Below are 16,673 nucleotides of genomic sequence, written 5' to 3'. Positions count from 1 at the left end.
CATTCGAAGTATAGTTTTAACCAACTGAAATATAAATGATATAAAAAAAATCCCCATACAAACTTGGACAAATAACAACAATTGTGTAAGTTTTAATTATGCGATTACGCCACGTTATATACAGCCGGGATGTGACCCATGAGCACGTTGCACACTGTCGTGAGTCGTTTTGTGAATTACTACACCGCACTGGATAGCCAGCCACCTTCTGTGCTGGCTGAGCTTTATCATTCAAATGCCACGCTTATCGATCCGTTCGGCGAGCACCAGGGGATTTTTGCGCTTCAGCGCTATTTCACCCATCTGCTGACCAATGTCGAAGATTGCCGTTTCACTATCGATCCTCCGCTGTGCAGCGAAAGTCGCTTTGCTGTCACCTGGGTAATGCACTGGTCGCACCCGCGCATTGCGGGTGGAGAGCCGCTCGAACTGCCGGGGTGTTCGGTAGTGGAGACGGAAAACCATCTCATCACGCGTCAACGTGATTACTACGATGCGGGAGAGATGCTCTACGAACACCTTCCTCTGCTTGGTTGGGCGGTGCAGGCGTGAAGCGGAGGGTGAAATCATGAAGACGGTACTCATTACTGGCGCAAGCTCGGGTATTGGTGCCGGATTGGCGAAATCATTTGCCGCTGATGGCTACCACGTGATTGCCTGCGGGCGCGACCCGGCGCGTCTTGAGGCCCTGCACCAGAGTTGCCCCAATCTTACCGTTCGCCTGTTCGACATGACAGACAGGGACGCCTGTCGCCAGGCCCTGGCCGGCAGCTATGCCGATTTGGTCATTCTTTGCGCCGGTACCTGCGAATACCTCGATCATGGCGAGGTAGATGCGGCGCTGGTGGAACGCGTTATGGCGACAAACTTCCTCGGCCCGGTTAATTGCCTTGAGGTGCTGCAGTCGCAGATGGCTGTCGGCAACCGTGTGGTGCTGGTGAGCTCGATGGCCCACTGGCTTCCATTCCCACGCGCGGAGGCCTACGGCGCGTCCAAAGCGGCGCTGAGCTGGTTTGCCGAGAGCTTGCGCCTTGACTGGGAGCCAAAAGGGATTGCTGTCACGGTTGTTTCTCCGGGCTTTGTTGACACGCCTCTGACGCGCAAAAATGATTTTGTCATGCCTGGCCGGGTGACTGTCGACGACGCGGTTAAGGCGATCCGCACGGGGCTGGCGGCAGGAAAAATGCATATCGTGTTTCCTGACGGTTTCGGCCTGATTATGCGATTACTCTCCGGACTGCCTGCGTTTCTTCAGCGCGCGCTGCTGCGCAGGATGGTGCGTTCATGAACATTGCGATTATCGGCAGCGGCATCGCCGGCCTGACCTGCGCCTGGCGCCTGGCCGGGCACCATCGGGTGACGCTGTTTGAAGCGGGAGCCACGCCCGGCGGCCATACCGCAACGGTTGACGTGACGACACCTCAGGGCACATACGCGATCGATACCGGGTTTATCGTCTACAACGACCGCACCTACCCGCGGTTTATGGGGCTACTCAGCGAGCTGGGCATCAGCGGGCAAAAAACGCAGATGAGCTTTTCGGTGCACAATCCCGCGACGGGGCTGGAGTACAACGGACACACCCTGACATCGCTGTTTGCCCAGCGTCGAAATCTGGCGAATCCGACGTTCTGGCGGCTGCTCGGGGAGATCGTCCGCTTCAATAGGCTGGCGAAAGAGACGCTGGCTGGGGAGGTGGACCCGAATGCCACGCTACAAACGTTTCTGGAACAGCACGGCTTCACGCCGTTTTTTGCTCGCCACTACATTCTGCCGATGGGGGCCGCCATCTGGTCATCGTCGTTGCAGGAGATGAAGCGTTTCCCTTTGCCGCTCTTTTTACGCTTCTTTCACCATCATGGCCTGCTGGATATCACCCATCGCCCGCAGTGGTACGTGGTACCCGGCGGCTCGCGGGAGTATATCCGCGCCATGCTGGACAAATTGGGCAACCGCATGACGCTACACCTCAACGTGCCGGTGCAGCGGGTGAGCCGCCACGCGCACGGAGTTACGCTTCAGCTTGAAAACGGCAGCCATACCTTCGACCAGGTCATTTTTGCCTGCCACTCCGACAGTGCCCTGGCGATGCTTGATGACCCCACGCCCGCAGAGCGCGAGGTGCTGGGCGATATCGGCTGGCAGCGCAACGAGGTCGTTTTACACAGCGATCCGCGCTGGCTACCGGTGCGGCAGCGGGCATGGGCCAGCTGGAACTACCGCCTGAGCGAACACGAGCAGGCCAGCGCCTGTGTTACCTACAACATGAATATTTTGCAGGGGTTGCCTGTGGGTAGCCCGCTGTTCTGCGTCACCCTGAACCCGGACACGCCGATGGATGAACGCTTCGTTCTGCAACGTTTTGTTTATGAACATCCGCTTTTTAACCCGAAAAGTTGGCGGGCACAGGCGCGGCGGGGCGAGATCAACGGCCACCAGAGAAGCTGGTTTTGTGGGGCCTACTGGTACAACGGTTTTCATGAAGATGGCGTGCGCAGCGCGCTGGACGTGGTCAATGCGATAGCGTCCGGAGAGGGGAACTGAGATGAAGAGCTGCCTCTATCATGGCGTACTGCGCCACCGTCGCCTTCAGCCGAAAACCCATGAATTTCGCTACAGCGTCTTTATGGCCTGGCTGGATCTGGATGAACTGCCGCTGCTGGCCTCCGTCGGCGTGCGGCGCAATCGCTTTGCCGCCGCCGCGTTTTATGACGCGGACTATCCGCTCGGCTCGCCGCTCAAAGAGAACGTGCTGAACAGGCTGGAAAGCCTGACCAGAGAACGCCCGGACGGGCGGGTGATGCTTCTGACGCAGTTGCGCTATTTCGGCTTTCATTTCAATCCGGTCAATTTTTACTACTGCTACGACGGGAAGGGAATGCTGCGCTGGGTGCTGGCGGAGGTCCGCAACACGCCGTGGAATGAACGTCATTACTATGCCGTTAACGGACAAAATGCGCAGCCCACGGAAAAAGCGTTTCACGTTTCCCCCTTCAACCCGATGGACATGGTCTATCACTGGCGCTTTAACACCCCGGACAACACGCTGCATATGCACATTGAAAATCATCAGGAAGGGAAAGTTTTCGATGCCACGCTGGCGCTACGCCGGGCGCCTCTGACACGCCCGGCACTGCGCTCACTGCTATTGCGCATCCCGCTCATGACCCTGAAAACTGTTTTCGCCATTTACTGGCAGGCGCTGCGCCTGTGGCTCAAGCGTGTGCCGCTGTATAACCATCCCGTCAGCAGGAGTGAACGCTCATGACCGATCCTGTCTTTGCGCTTGAACCCGATATCCCGCGCAACGTCCGCATCGCGCGCTGGCTGCTTTTTCGTTTGCTAAGCGGTATTCGCGGCGGCTCGCTGACGCTGCGCGAAGGGGCACAAACTTTCCATTTTGGCGAGACATCCTCCGCGCTGCATGCGGATGTGCAAATCCTTTCTCCCGGCGTCTACTGGCGTGTCTTAACCGGCGGTAGCCTTGCCGCGGCAGAAGCCTGGATGGACGGCGAATGGGAAACCACGCAACTCACGCCGCTTCTCGAGCTGTTGGCGCTCAACGGCGAGGTACTTGGCCGTCTGGAGAAAGGATTCCGTTTGCTCGGCAAGCCTCTGGAGCGCTTACGTCACTGGACGCGGCGTAACTCCCGCGCGCAGGCACGTGAAAATATTGCCGCCCATTACGATCTGGGCAACACCTTTTATGCCCATTTTCTGGATAAGGAACTGCTCTATTCCAGCGCGCTGTTTACCGCGGACGAGCAGGATCTGACGGCGGCGCAGCAGGCAAAAATGGCGCGTTTGTGCGAACAACTGGCTCTGAATGAGACCGATCACCTGCTGGAGATTGGCACGGGCTGGGGCGCGATGGCAGAATACGCCGCTCGTCACTACGGCTGTCGGGTAACCACTACCACGCTGTCGAAAGAGCAATATCTCTGGGCGACGGAGCGGATCGCCCGCGCCGGATTGCAGGATCGCGTCGAGGTACTGCTTTGCGATTACCGTGACCTTACCGGACAGTATGACAAGCTGGTCTCAATAGAGATGATTGAAGCCGTAGGGCAGCGCTACTTGCCAGTGTTCTTCCGTACCTGCCAGGCGCGGCTGCGTCCGGGAGGTCGCATGGCAATTCAGGCCATTACCATTCAGGATCAGCGCTATCGCGACTACAGCAAAAGCGTCGATTTCATCCAGCGCTATATTTTTCCCGGCGGCTTCTTGCCAAGCATTACCGCGATGAATGAGCTGATGACACGCCACACCGATTTCGTGGTGCGCAATCTCTTCGACATGGGGCCTGACTACGCCCGTACGCTGGCCCACTGGCGGCAGCGCTTTATCCATACCTGGCAGGAGATTGAAAAACTCGGGTTCGATGAGCGTTTTCGCCGGATGTGGCTTTACTACTTTGGCTACTGCGAAGCCGGGTTTAACGCCCGCACCATTAGCGTGGTGCAGTTGACCGCTGAGCGCGTATGAAACGATACCTTCAGGTCTTCCTGCTGGCCATCGCGTTCGATCTTTACTGGGCGCTGGTGGTGCTCTTTCGAGAACATGGCCTGATGATCTGGCTCGCGCTGGCGATCCTTGCCTGTCTGTTGTTGCCGTCAGCATACCGTCTGTACGCAATCGGTCTGGCCGCAGCAGGCTGCCTGCTGGATGCGCTCTGGGCGTTAACGGGGCTGATTTCCTTCACGAGCGAGTCCCTGATACCGCTATGGATGGTGGCATTGTGGCTGATGTTCGCCACCGTCTGGACACAGCTTACGCTCACTACTACCTTACCCGGCTGGCTGCTGACTCTGCTGGCAGCCGCAGGAGGGCCGGTGGCCTACCTGATTGGCGAGCGGCTAGGTGCCATCACGTTTCTGGAGCCGACCTTTATCGTCGTCAGTTGGATGGTGCCGGGCTGGCTGGTGTTGATGCTGTTTTTCCACCTGCTATTGGGGAGACAAAAATGAGGTCTGTCGTTTTGCTTATCTGGCTGATGACCATGTCCCCTCTGGTTCAGGCGGTCGACTGGCTGGCCTGGCGTAAGGTAGGGGATGCCACGCTGACGTGGGGACCGTTCACCGTCTATACCTCTCAGCTGCGTACTCCCGATGGTCGATACAGCCGGGAAAATCAGGATCAGGCGCTAATTATTACCTATGCGCGCGATATCGATCGCGAAGATCTGGTTGAAGCGACCCGCGACCAGTGGAAGGCTCAGGGGATCCTGGCGCAGGAGCCGCAAAGCGAAGCCTGGCTGCGTATGCTTCAGTCGCTGTGGCCAGATGTCAGACCGGGTTCGCAACTGGCGTTTGTCCTCAATGATAAGCAGGGGCAGTTCTGGTATCGCGAACCCACTCCCCAGAAAAGTTTTATTCCCCTGGGACCACGCCAGTCAGAAGCATTCAGTACTCGCTTTCTGGCGATCTGGCTTGGCCCACGCACGCAGTATCCAGACCTGCGTCAGCAGTTAATCGGAGGCCAAAAATGAAACGTATCCTGATGATGGCGCTGGCATTCTTGATGCTGCTGGCCGGCTGTAGCACCGACGTGACCGAGTATCGCCAGCAGCAGCCACGGCTCGATATCTTCCACTATTTCCAGGGCAAAACCGAAGCGTGGGGGATGGTGCAGGATCGCAGCGGCAAACAGATCCGTCGTTTCCACGTTGAGATTGCCGGGGATGTTATCGGCGATACGCTAACGCTCAATGAACACTTTGTATATGACGACGGTGAAAAGCAGCAGCGGATCTGGCATATACGCCGGGTGGGGAACGATCGCTACGAGGGTACGGCAGGGGACATTGAAGGGGTCGCCACCGGGCAGGCAGCAGGCAACGCCTTTAACTGGCATTACAGCATGAATGTGAAGGCGAACGGCAGTACCTGGCTGCTCAAGTTTGACGACTGGATGTACCTGCAGGATGAGACACATCTGTTCAATAAAACCGAGATGAAGAAACTGGGCGTCACCGTCGCCACGGTGACGCTGTTCTTTACCCGGAAGGGGGAGTGATTCGCTGTTATGCGAGCTCTTTGCGAATAATCTCCGCCCCGGCGCTCAGGGCCTTCAGTTTACCGTTGGCAACCTGACGGGAAAGAGGAGCCATACCGCAGTTGGTTGACGGGTAAAGCTTATCGGCATCAACAAACTGCAGGGCTTTACGCAGCGTATCGGCCACTTCTTCTGGCGTTTCGACGCTGTTAGTGGCGACATCAATCGCGCCAACCATCACTTTTTTACCGCGGATCAGCTCCAGCAGATCCATCGGTACGCGGGAGTTGTGGCACTCCAGGGAGATAATGTCGATGGTAGAGGTCTGCAGTTTAGGGAAGGCCTCTTCGTACTGGCGCCACTCCGAGCCGAGCGTCTTTTTCCAGTCAGTGTTGGCTTTAATACCGTACCCGTAGCAGATATGTACCGCCGTTTCACATTTCAGGCCTTCAACGGCGCGTTCCAGCGCGGCGATGCCCCAGTCGTTGACCTCATCAAAGAAGACGTTAAACGCTGGCTCATCAAACTGAATAATATCGACGCCCGCTGCTTCTAATTCTCTTGCTTCCTGATTCAGGATTTTGGCGAACTCCCAGGCCAGCTTTTCACGGCTTTTATAGTGCGCGTCGTAAAGGGTGTCGATCATGGTCATCGGCCCGGGCAGGGCCCATTTGATTGGCTTGTCCGTGAGCTGGCGTAGGTACTTCGCGTCATCCACGAATACCGGTTTCTGGCGCGCAACGGCAGAGACCACGGTCGGCACGCTGGCGTCATAGCGGTTACGAATGCGTACGGTCTGGCGGTTTTCAAAATCAACGCCGCTCAGGTGTTCAATAAAGGTGGTGACAAAGTGCTGGCGGGTTTGTTCACCGTCGCTGACGATATCAATACCCGCACGGATCTGCTCATCAAGAGATAAACGAAGTGCGTCCTGTTTCCCCGTGAGTAATTCCTGATCCTGTAATTTCCAGGGTGACCACAGCGTTTCAGGTTGAGCAAGCCAGGTCGGCTTAGGCAGGCTGCCAGCCGTAGAAGTCGGGAGCAATGTTTTCATAGTAAAAGACCTTTTTTGATGTATTAAAGCGTGTAGTTATCAGACCACTGCTCAAGAATGTGTTGATAAGGCTTAATGAAGTACGTTTCAGTAAATCGACCCTGTTCAATCGCCAGACGGCTTCGCTCTTCGCGGTCATAAACAATTTTTGTTAATGAGTGATCCTGCTGGTTCAGATCCGGTCGATAGCAAAGTCCTGCCGCCGAGTTAGCGTTATAAATTTCCGGGCGATAGATTTTCTGGAACGTTTCCATCGTGCTGATGGTGCCGATCAGTTCCAGATCAGTGTAATCACTCAGCAAATCGCCGGTAAAAAAGAACGCAAAAGGTGCGACGCTGTTTTCAGGCATGAAATAGCGTACGTTCAGGCCCATCTTCGCGAAGTACTGCTCTGTTAAAGACTCGCCATCCGGCTGATACTCGATGCCGAGCACAGGGTGCTCGTTTCCCGTACGGCGGTAGGTGTCTTTGCTGGAGACGCTCAGGCAAATTACAGGTGCCTTATTGAAGTTCTCTCTGTACTCCGATGAGCTCATAAAATGGCGGAAGATATTGCCATGCAGTTCGCCAAATTTTTCCGGAATGCTGAAGTGTTGCTGGTCCTTGTTGTGCTCAAGCAGCAGCACGCTGAAATCATAATCCCGCACATACGACGAGAAGTTATTCCCGACAATGCCAGGGATACGCTGGTTATTTTTTTTGTCGACAATGGTGGTTTGCAGTATCTCAATGGCCGGGAATGCTTTCTCAGCACCGATGTTCATCTCAACTGAAATGATTTCAAGTTCGACCGCATAGCGATCGGCATTTGGGTTATCCCAGCGCGCCAGGGCGTTAAAACGGTTGTTGATCATCACCAGCGTATTGCGCAGGTTTTCCTGACGCTTTTCCCCGCGCGCCAGGTTGGCAAAGTTGGTGGTCGTACGCGTATTTTCAGACGGGTTGTAATTCTCATCGAAGCAACTGCGCTTAAGGGTATATGTGAAAGCTTTGCTCATTGTGGTTATGCATCCTAAGTTCATGTTGCCAAGAAGTTACTGATGCATAATTTATGCCTGAGCCCGCGACGCAGGGGAAGTGACTTAATTTCAATGCAACATGAGGGAAGTTCATTAACAGGATTGCACACAGGCTGGAGAGTGAAGTGAAAGAGGAAGGGGCATCGCGCCCCTTAGCGTTAGGCTGTAGGCCGTTCGTTCCAGGCGTCGCTGTGCATGATGTTCCCGTCGACGATGCGCCAGGTGATTTTTTCGTACTGCAGGCTTACGCTTTCAACGTGGTTCATTTTATCGTTGGCAGCGATCTTCACGTTTGGCACGCTGCAGTTAACACCAGTAACCTTTACGTTCTCCATTAGTACGGAGTAATAACAGACTTCCTGTCCGGCATCATTAATATGATAGAACTTGATTTCAGCGCTTTTAAGCGCCTGACCGGTAGATGCTGCTTTGTAGAGATAGGGGGTGGAGCTATCAACTTCCTTTTCAATCCGCATGGATGAGTGTTGACGCGTGCCGGTGATCTTGCCGTTAGCGCTGTCTGCCGGGAGGTTGATGCCTTGGCTCAGCCCTATGATCTCAATGCTGCCTTCACAGTCCTGAACATCAACGGAACCTTTAATATGTGCTCCACCGTCGTCTTTTAGCCACATGTAGGGAGGAATTGGCATTCGTTACTTCCTTATTTTATTGAATAGCAGAGTTGTTAAGCGATAAATAACTGTGGTGAGGGTCAGCACAATTAAAATATCGATATTGGTATATGTGTCATATATTGTTTCAGCATTCACATCGCCATAAATAAAATCACATATAGATGAGGCGACGTCGTGGTCTAAATAGCGTTCAGCGGGCCCCAATGTGCGGCCAACTATAATGCTGATGCATATAAACCAGGCCGTTTTCAATAGCCTGATGCCCCATTTATGGGCAAGTGCTGGTATAGCCACTTTCACTCACCTCAACCCAGCCGCGTGCCATCAGCGAACGCATACAGGGAACTTCAATAAGCTCTGTACTCATGAGAGCATTCCGGATCAATGCGTAATCAAAATTATGGGCAATCGTGATACATCCCTCAGATACCGTACCTGGATGCAGCCGAAACAAACCCCGGTAGACGTTATCAATCCAGGTACCATCATCGATTCCCCAGTCATCCTTGTATAAAGCAAACCACTCATCGCGGCCAAATTCTGCGCCAGATCTCACCTTGTTCCACCGATCCTGAACCTTCGCTTTTAATCCTGAAAAGAAACCTCCAGTCCCTCTGTCAACAATCCAGTATTTACCTGGGGGAATTGGACCCGATCCTTTGACTGCACCACATAATCCATTGTTTCTGTAAATTCCCTGCCCGGAATGCGCCATAAACACACCAACGCCGTGCAGGTTAAAAGGCGCATAGTCAGCACCGTTAAGCAGCATTGTTCCTTTTAAGGCCATATTTTCTCCTTAGTATTTTAATAAGAGAAAAGCAGCCTACGCCTGATGTGGGTACAGATATTCAACTCACATCATATTTCTGCGCTGCTGATTTTTTTAAGAAAATGACCTGACAATTTTTAATCACTCTTTAGGCGTTAACGCTAGTTAATGTTGAATGAATAATGAGCCAGACTCAGTTAACAAAACGACATGCCTACTTCTCTGGCACACGCTCCGCAATTCCCGCTATAATCCCCAAAATTTCCAATCGGTTTAGAAACGATCATGACAAAACTCACCTTACAAGAGCAGATGCTGAAAGCAGGCCTGGTCAGCAGCAAGAAAGCGGCGAAAGTGCAGCGCACGGCAAAGAAATCACGTGTTCAGGCACGTGAAGCGCGTGAAGCAGTAGAAGAGAACAAGAAAGCACAGATCGAGCGCGATAAACTGCTGAGTGAGCAGCAGAAGCAGGCCGTTCTGGCGAAAGAGTTTAAGGCGCAGGTGAAGCAGCTGATTGAGATGAACCGCATCACCGTTGCAAGGGGCAACATCACCTTTAACTTCACCGACGGTAATCTGATCAAAAAAATCGAGGTTGATAAGCAGACCCAGACTCAGCTGATCAACGGTCGTCTGGCGATTGCGCGTCTGGTGATTAATGCTAATGGTGACTGCGAATACGCGATAATCCCGGCAGTGGTGGCCGATAAAATTGCCCAGCGCGATGCCGACAGTATCGTCTTAAACAGCTCTCTGAGTCAGGAAGAGCAGGATGAAGACGATCCATACGCGGACTTCAAAATCCCTGACGATTTGATGTGGTAAATCAGATTCAGAACGGTGCGGCGTGACGGGCGTTAACCGGCTCTCCGCTCACGGGATGAATAAAATTCAGAACGCTTGCATGCAGCATCAGCCGGGATGTTCTTTCCGCTCCCGGCGCTTCGAGACCACCATACAGATCGCAGCCCAGAATCGGGTGCCCCAGCTGCTGGCAGTGAATGCGCAGCTGGTGGGTTCGCCCGGTCTCCGGGGTGAGTTTCACCCGTGTTAACGGCAGTCCCGTCTCCTGATAAAACCGTTCCACCACCCGATAGTGGGAGCGGGCGGGTTTACCGTTTTTCGCGCAGATCGACATCAATGGGAATAGCGCCGGATCTTTGGCAATCGGCGCATCAATTACACCTTCGTCATTTTCAACATGTCCGCAAAGCAGGGCGCTGTAGACTTTCTCCACGCTACGCTGGCTGAACTGTTCGCACAGTGCGGCATTGATAGCTTTATTGCGCGCAACCACCATCAACCCTGAGGTACCAAAATCCAGGCGGTGTACCAGCGCGCAGCCAGGGAACGTCTGGACCAGACGATAATGGACAGAATCGAGGTTTTGCGGATTTTTACCCGAGAGGCTGAGCAAACCGGAAGGCTTATTGATCAGCAGCAGATGTTCATCCTGCCAAAGGATCTCGATGTCGTCGTGACACGGTGGGGCAATAAAAGAATCAATAATCGCAGACATCAGGCCGCCCGGCTGGAGAGTGGGGGCGGATGATAACGAAATGCGGATAAAAGAAAAACCCTCCCACCGGGCGGTGAGAGGGGAATATCTTAAGCGGCTACGAAACTGTCGATAGCAGATTTCGCATCGGTCTGCGCTTTGGTCGCCATTTCAGGACCGTAGGCAATACCTTCAGCGAACACGAAGTTCACATCAGTGATACCGATGAAGCCCAGGAAAACGGTCAGGTATGGTGCAACCAGGTCGGTTGGGGTGTCTTTGTGGATACCGCCACGGCTGGTCAGTACGATCGCACGTTTACCTTTTACCAGACCTTCAGGACCGTTCTCGGTGTAACGGAAGGTTACGCCAGCACGCGCCACCAGGTCGAAATAGTTCTTCAGCTGAGTCGGGATGTTGAAGTTGTACATTGGGGCGTTAATGACGATAACGTCGTGCGCCTGCAGCTCAGCAATCAGTTCGTCGGACAGCGCCAGAGCTTCCTGCTGACGTGGGCTCAGTGGTGCATCGCCTGGACGCAGCGCGCCAACAAGTTCTCCATCCAGCACAGGAATTGGGTTTGCAGCCAGGTCACGCACGGTGATTTCGTCAGCAGAATGCTGTTCACGCCACTGTTCAACGAAGTAATCAGACAGCTGACCAGACTGAGAGTACCCTGCCAGAATACTGGATTTCAAAACTAATACTTTGCTCATGGGTGATTCCTGTTATTGCATTTGATTGAAGGGGGTTGCCCCGTTGCTTGTTGACACTCTATTCACAATCCTGCCATAGAGATAGCGCAATATATCGAAGTCTATGTTCGAATTTTTTGAATAAGGCGCTGAAAGCACCAATGTGGTACTCTATAGCAATCATTAAAAAGAGATTTTACCTGGCAGTGCACTGCCCGTTAACGCTATGACAGAACAACAAAAACTCACCTTCGCGATGCTCATGCAACAGCTTGATTCGCTGACTCTGCGTGATAAACAGCGCTTTGCCCGCCGTCTGCACGGCGTGAAGAAGGTTAAAAATCCTGATGCACAACAGGCCATTTACCAGGAGATGGCAAAAGAGATTGAACAGGCGGCAGGGAAAGTTGTGCTGCGTGAAGCTGCGCGTCCGGCGATCAATTACCCGGATAACCTGCCCGTCAGTCAGAAAAAACAGGACATCCTCGAAGCCATCCGTGACCACCAGGTGGTGATTGTCGCCGGCGAAACCGGTTCGGGGAAAACCACCCAGTTGCCGAAAATCTGTATGGAGCTGGGGCGCGGAGTAAAAGGGCTGATTGGCCACACCCAGCCGCGTCGTCTGGCGGCCCGTACCGTCGCGAACCGTATTGCCGAAGAGCTGCAAACGGAGCCGGGCGGCTGCATCGGTTACAAGGTGCGATTCAGCGACCACGTCAGCGATAACACCATGGTCAAACTGATGACCGACGGTATTCTGCTGGCGGAAATCCAGCAGGATCGCCTGCTGATGCAGTACGACACCATCATTATTGACGAAGCGCACGAACGCAGCCTGAACATCGACTTCCTGCTCGGCTACCTGAAAGAGCTGCTGCCGCGTCGCCCGGATCTGAAAATCATCATCACTTCCGCAACTATCGACCCGGAACGCTTCTCGAAGCATTTCAACAATGCGCCGATTATCGAGGTATCAGGACGGACCTATCCGGTAGAAGTGCGTTATCGTCCGATTGTGGAAGAGGCGGATGATACCGAGCGTGACCAGCTGCAGGCCATTTTTGATGCCGTTGACGAGCTGGGTAACGAAAGTGCGGGTGATATCCTGATCTTTATGAGCGGCGAGCGCGAAATTCGCGACACCGCCGATGCGCTCAGCAAGCGCGACCTGCGCCACACGGAGATCCTGCCGCTTTACGCCCGTCTGTCAAACAGTGAACAGAACCGCGTGTTCCAGGCGCACAGCGGGCGACGTATCGTGCTGGCGACCAACGTGGCGGAAACCTCGCTGACCGTACCAGGGATCAAATACGTTATCGACCCGGGCACGGCGCGTATCAGTCGCTATAGCTACCGTACTAAAGTTCAGCGCCTGCCGATTGAGCCGGTTTCCCAGGCCTCGGCAAATCAGCGTAAGGGCCGCTGTGGTCGTGTGTCAGAAGGGATCTGTATTCGTCTTTACTCTGAGGACGATTTCCTGTCGCGTCCGGAATTTACTGATCCGGAAATTCTGCGTACCAACCTGGCGTCCGTTATCCTGCAGATGACCGCCCTGGGGCTGGGTGACATCGCGGCGTTTCCGTTCGTGGAAGCGCCGGACAAACGCAACATTCAGGACGGTGTACGTCTGCTGGAAGAGCTCGGCGCTATTACCACCGATGAGCAGGCAACGGCTTATAAGCTGACGCCGCTGGGCCGTCAGCTCAGCCAGTTGCCGGTTGACCCGCGTCTGGCGCGTATGGTGCTGGAAGCACAAAAACACGGCTGCGTACGTGAAGCGATGATCATCACCTCGGCGCTCTCCATTCAGGATCCGCGTGAACGTCCGATGGACAAACAGCAGGCGTCTGATGAAAAACACCGCCGCTTCCACGACAAAGAGTCCGATTTCCTCGCCTTCGTGAACCTGTGGAACTACCTCGGTGAGCAGCAGAAAGCGCTCTCCTCGAACCAGTTCCGCCGCCAGTGTCGCGTGGATTTCCTCAACTACCTGCGCGTACGCGAGTGGCAGGATATCTACACCCAGCTCCGCCAGGTGGTGAAAGAGCTGGGCATTCCGGTCAACAGTGAACCGGCAGAATACCGGGAAGTGCATATCGCACTGCTGACCGGTTTGTTGTCCCATATCGGGATGAAAGACGCCGAGAAGCAGGAGTATACCGGCGCGCGTAACGCCCGTTTCTCCATCTTCCCCGGTTCCGGCTTATTCAAAAAACCGCCGAAATGGACCATGGTGGCCGAGCTGGTGGAAACCAGCCGTCTGTGGGGGCGCATTGCGGCGCGTATCGATCCGGAATGGGTTGAGCCGGTGGCGCAACATCTGCTGAAACGCTCGTACAGTGAGCCACACTGGGAGCGTGCGCAGGGCGCGGTAATGGCAACTGAGAAGGTGACCGTCTACGGTCTGCCAGTTGTTGCCGCGCGTAAGGTTAACTACAGCCAGATTGATCCGGCGCTGTGCCGCGAGCTGTTTATCCGCCATGCGCTGGTGGAGGGTGACTGGCAGACGCGCCACGCCTTCTTCCGCGAAAACCTCAAGCTGCGCGCTGAGGTGGAAGAGCTGGAACACAAATCCCGTCGCCGCGACATTTTGGTGGACGACGAGGCGCTGTTTGAGTTTTACGATCAGCGCATCAGCCATGATGTGATCTCTGCCCGTCACTTCGACAGCTGGTGGAAGAAGGCCAGTAAAGAGACGCCAGACCTGCTCAACTTTGAGAAGAGCATGTTGATTAAGGAAGGGGCGGAGTCAGTCAGCAAACTTGATTACCCGAACTTCTGGCATCAGGGCAACCTCAAGCTGCGTTTGACCTATCAGTTTGAACCCGGCGCAGACGCGGATGGGGTGACCGTACACATTCCGCTACCACTGTTAAACCAGGTGGAAGAGAGCGGGTTCGAGTGGCAAATTCCTGGCCTGCGTCGCGAACTGGTCATTGCATTAATCAAATCGCTGCCTAAACCGGTGCGCCGCACCTTTGTGCCAGCACCGAACTATGCCGAAGCGTTTTTAGCCCGCGTCACACCGCTGGAACTGCCGCTGCTGGATGCTCTGGAGCGAGAGTTCAGACGCATGACTGGCACGACCATCGACCGTGATGACTGGAACTGGGATCAGGTGCCCGATCATCTGAAAATCAGTTTCCGCGTGGTGGACGATAAAAACAAAAAGCTGCAGGAAGGACGTTCCCTGACCGAACTGAAAGAGGCGTTGAAAGGCAAAGTCCAGGAGACGCTCTCTGCGGTTGCGGATGACGGTATCGAGCAGAGCGGATTGCACATCTGGAGTTTTGGTCAGCTTCCGGAAAGCTACGAGCAGAAGCGCGGTAACTATAAGGTGAAAGCCTGGCCTGCGCTGGTCGATGAGCGCGACAGTGTGGCGATCAAGCTGTTTGATAACCCGCAGGAACAGCAACAGATGATGTGGCGCGGCCTGCGCCGCTTGCTGCTGTTGAATATCCCGTCGCCGATTAAGTATCTGCACGAGAAGTTACCGAACAAAGCCAAACTGGGGCTGTACTTTAACCCATACGGTAAAGTGCTGGATCTGATCGATGACTGCATCTCCTGCGGCGTGGACAAACTGATCCACGAGGCGGGTGGTCCGGTCTGGACGGAAGCAGGTTTTGCTCAGCTTCATGACAAGGTGCGCGCGGAGCTGAACGACACGGTGGTAGATATTGCCAAACAGGTCGAGCAAATCCTCACCACCGTTTTCAATATCAACAAACGTCTGAAAGGGCGCGTGGATATGACCATGGCGCTGGGGCTGTCAGATGTAAAAGCACAGATGGCCGGGCTGGTGTACCGCGGGTTTGTCACCGGAAACGGCTTTAAGCGACTCGGCGATACGTTGCGTTACCTGCAGGCGATTGAAAAACGGCTCGAGAAAATGGCTATCGACCCACATCGCGATCGCGCTCAGATGTTGAAAGTGGAGAGCGTGCAGCAGGCGTGGCAGCAGTGGCTGAATAAACTGCCACCGACACGCCGCGACGATGAAGACGTTCAGGCAGTCCGCTGGATGATCGAAGAGCTCCGTGTCAGCTTCTTTGCCCAGCAGCTCGGTACGCCGTATCCGATTTCGGATAAACGTATTTTGCAGACAATGGAGCAGATTTCCGGTTAAAACCGTGTCCGGTAAGGCGTAGCCGTTACCCTGAAGAGACTCAGAGGAGAGTTCATCATGGATCAGACCCATTTTCCCATTCTGCCGGACGCCACGCTGGCGGCGATTAATACTCTCGGCAAATGGCTGGCGCAGGATGATCTGAGCGATTCCCGCCCGAACCCGGATGCAGATGGGGTGGTTCTGGCAGGAAACGCGGTCATTCCGACTATTGATGCGGCCTGCCGTATCGCCGCGCAAAACGAGATCCCGTTGCTGATTAGCGGCGGTATCGGTCATTCGACCGCGTTTCTATATGCGGCCATTGGCAGTCACCCTCGTTATCACACGATACCGGTCACAGGACGGGCGGAAGCCAGTATTCTGGCCGACATTGCGCGCGAGTTCTGGCAGATCCCTGAGGGACGTTTGTGGATCGAAGATCAATCCACCAACTGTGGTGAAAACGCGCGTTTTAGCTGGAACATACTGAAACAACATCAGCGAGCTACCGGGCGGGTGCTGGTGGTGCAGGATCCGACGATGCAGCGACGTACCATGGCGACGTTTGCCCGCGTATGCCGGGATGAACCCGTTGCACCTCAGTGGATAAGCCACCCGGGTGTTACACCGACACTGCAGAACGGCAAAGATGGGGTGGAATTTAGCGAGGGCAACACCGGGCTGTGGCCCGTTGACCGCTACCTGTCACTGGTTCTGGGGGAACTGCCGCGACTGTATGATGACGTTAACGGCTATGGTCCTGCCGGACGTGATTTTATCGCGCACGTTGAGTTTCCTGATGCCGTGGCTGAAGCATGGGCATTGCTACAGCAGGATCCGATCCTGAAAACCGCCTTATCCCGGCGCTCGCTTCTCTGAGCATCCTGCGGTTTTC

The 16,673-nt window shown here is 54.6% G+C and carries 16 protein-coding genes and 1 pseudogene; 11 read left to right on the top strand and 6 right to left on the bottom strand.

Annotated features, from left to right (window positions below; translation table 11 throughout):
* Nucleotides 1-138: 138 nt before the first annotated feature.
* The 8 genes and pseudogenes from WB237_RS05970 (at nucleotide 139) to WB237_RS05935 (ending at nucleotide 6,015) form a co-directional block, all read left to right on the top strand.
* Nucleotides 139-572 (top strand): annotated as a pseudogene (locus tag WB237_RS05970) (nuclear transport factor 2 family protein).
* Entirely contained in the window at nucleotides 569-1,288 is a 720-nt protein-coding gene (locus WB237_RS05965) for an SDR family NAD(P)-dependent oxidoreductase (protein WP_336211410.1), read from the top strand. Before WB237_RS05970 ends, WB237_RS05965 begins: the two are co-directional and overlap by 4 nt.
* A complete protein-coding gene (locus WB237_RS05960) occupies nucleotides 1,285-2,544 on the top strand; it encodes an NAD(P)/FAD-dependent oxidoreductase (RefSeq protein ID WP_336211408.1) in 1,260 nt (419 codons plus the stop codon). The genes WB237_RS05965 and WB237_RS05960 overlap by 4 nt, the downstream gene beginning before the upstream one ends.
* A gap of 1 nt (nucleotide 2,545) precedes the next feature.
* Nucleotides 2,546-3,268, top strand: coding sequence for a DUF1365 domain-containing protein (locus WB237_RS05955; RefSeq protein ID WP_336211406.1), 723 nt, complete (start codon nucleotides 2,546-2,548; stop codon nucleotides 3,266-3,268).
* Complete coding sequence (locus WB237_RS05950; protein WP_336211404.1) at nucleotides 3,265-4,485, top strand: cyclopropane-fatty-acyl-phospholipid synthase family protein; 1,221 nt, start codon at nucleotides 3,265-3,267, stop codon at nucleotides 4,483-4,485. The genes WB237_RS05955 and WB237_RS05950 overlap by 4 nt, the downstream gene beginning before the upstream one ends.
* A complete protein-coding gene (locus WB237_RS05945; RefSeq protein WP_336211401.1) occupies nucleotides 4,482-4,967 on the top strand; it encodes a DUF2878 domain-containing protein in 486 nt (161 codons plus the stop codon). The genes WB237_RS05950 and WB237_RS05945 overlap by 4 nt, the downstream gene beginning before the upstream one ends.
* The gene (locus WB237_RS05940) at nucleotides 4,964-5,488 is read left to right on the top strand and encodes a hypothetical protein (protein WP_336211398.1); all 525 of its coding nucleotides are present in this window, start codon (nucleotides 4,964-4,966) and stop codon (nucleotides 5,486-5,488) included. The genes WB237_RS05945 and WB237_RS05940 overlap by 4 nt, the downstream gene beginning before the upstream one ends.
* Nucleotides 5,485-6,015: a DUF3833 domain-containing protein gene (locus WB237_RS05935; RefSeq protein WP_336211395.1), complete on the top strand. Its 531-nt coding sequence runs from the start codon at nucleotides 5,485-5,487 to the stop codon at nucleotides 6,013-6,015. The genes WB237_RS05940 and WB237_RS05935 overlap by 4 nt, the downstream gene beginning before the upstream one ends.
* Nucleotides 6,016-6,022: 7 nt before the next feature.
* On the opposite strand, the gene WB237_RS05930 is transcribed toward WB237_RS05935, so the two are convergent.
* The 4 genes from WB237_RS05930 to WB237_RS05915 all read right to left on the bottom strand — a co-directional run bounded on the left by WB237_RS05930 (nucleotide 6,023) and on the right by WB237_RS05915 (nucleotide 9,492).
* Nucleotides 6,023-7,048, bottom strand: coding sequence for a methionine synthase (locus WB237_RS05930; protein WP_129324790.1), 1,026 nt, complete (start codon nucleotides 7,046-7,048; stop codon nucleotides 6,023-6,025).
* A 23-nt stretch (nucleotides 7,049-7,071) separates the two neighbouring features.
* Entirely contained in the window at nucleotides 7,072-8,046 is a 975-nt protein-coding gene (locus WB237_RS05925; protein ID WP_336211390.1) for a DUF1852 domain-containing protein, read from the bottom strand.
* Between the two features lie 179 nt (nucleotides 8,047-8,225).
* Entirely contained in the window at nucleotides 8,226-8,717 is a 492-nt protein-coding gene (locus WB237_RS05920) for an Hcp family type VI secretion system effector (protein ID WP_336211388.1), read from the bottom strand.
* 253 nt (nucleotides 8,718-8,970) lie between these two features.
* The gene (locus WB237_RS05915) at nucleotides 8,971-9,492 is read right to left on the bottom strand and encodes a DUF2778 domain-containing protein (protein WP_336211385.1); all 522 of its coding nucleotides are present in this window, start codon (nucleotides 9,490-9,492) and stop codon (nucleotides 8,971-8,973) included.
* Between the two features lie 267 nt (nucleotides 9,493-9,759).
* On the opposite strand from WB237_RS05915, the gene WB237_RS05910 reads away from it, so the two are divergent.
* Nucleotides 9,760-10,299, top strand: a complete 540-nt coding sequence (locus WB237_RS05910; protein ID WP_336211382.1) for a DUF2058 domain-containing protein — start codon at nucleotides 9,760-9,762, stop codon at nucleotides 10,297-10,299.
* Between the two features lie 7 nt (nucleotides 10,300-10,306).
* Here WB237_RS05910 and WB237_RS05905 read toward each other — a convergent pair whose 3' ends face one another.
* The gene (locus WB237_RS05905) at nucleotides 10,307-10,993 is read right to left on the bottom strand and encodes an RluA family pseudouridine synthase (RefSeq protein ID WP_336211380.1); all 687 of its coding nucleotides are present in this window, start codon (nucleotides 10,991-10,993) and stop codon (nucleotides 10,307-10,309) included.
* Nucleotides 10,994-11,082: 89 nt separating this feature from the next.
* Complete coding sequence (azoR, locus tag WB237_RS05900; RefSeq protein WP_114977304.1) at nucleotides 11,083-11,688, bottom strand: FMN-dependent NADH-azoreductase; 606 nt, start codon at nucleotides 11,686-11,688, stop codon at nucleotides 11,083-11,085.
* 205 nt (nucleotides 11,689-11,893) lie between these two features.
* Between azoR and hrpA the strand changes: the two genes are divergently transcribed.
* Nucleotides 11,894-15,796, top strand: coding sequence for an ATP-dependent RNA helicase HrpA (gene hrpA, locus WB237_RS05895; RefSeq protein ID WP_336211376.1), 3,903 nt, complete (start codon nucleotides 11,894-11,896; stop codon nucleotides 15,794-15,796).
* A 57-nt stretch (nucleotides 15,797-15,853) separates the two neighbouring features.
* Entirely contained in the window at nucleotides 15,854-16,657 is an 804-nt protein-coding gene (locus WB237_RS05890; RefSeq protein ID WP_336211372.1) for a YdcF family protein, read from the top strand.
* Nucleotides 16,658-16,673: the final 16 nt, after the last annotated feature.

It is taken from the genome of Enterobacter sp. P82 (assembly GCF_037053385.1).
In the GTDB taxonomy this organism is placed as follows: domain Bacteria; phylum Pseudomonadota; class Gammaproteobacteria; order Enterobacterales; family Enterobacteriaceae; genus Enterobacter.
This window is presented reverse-complemented; position numbering and strand designations above follow the sequence as displayed.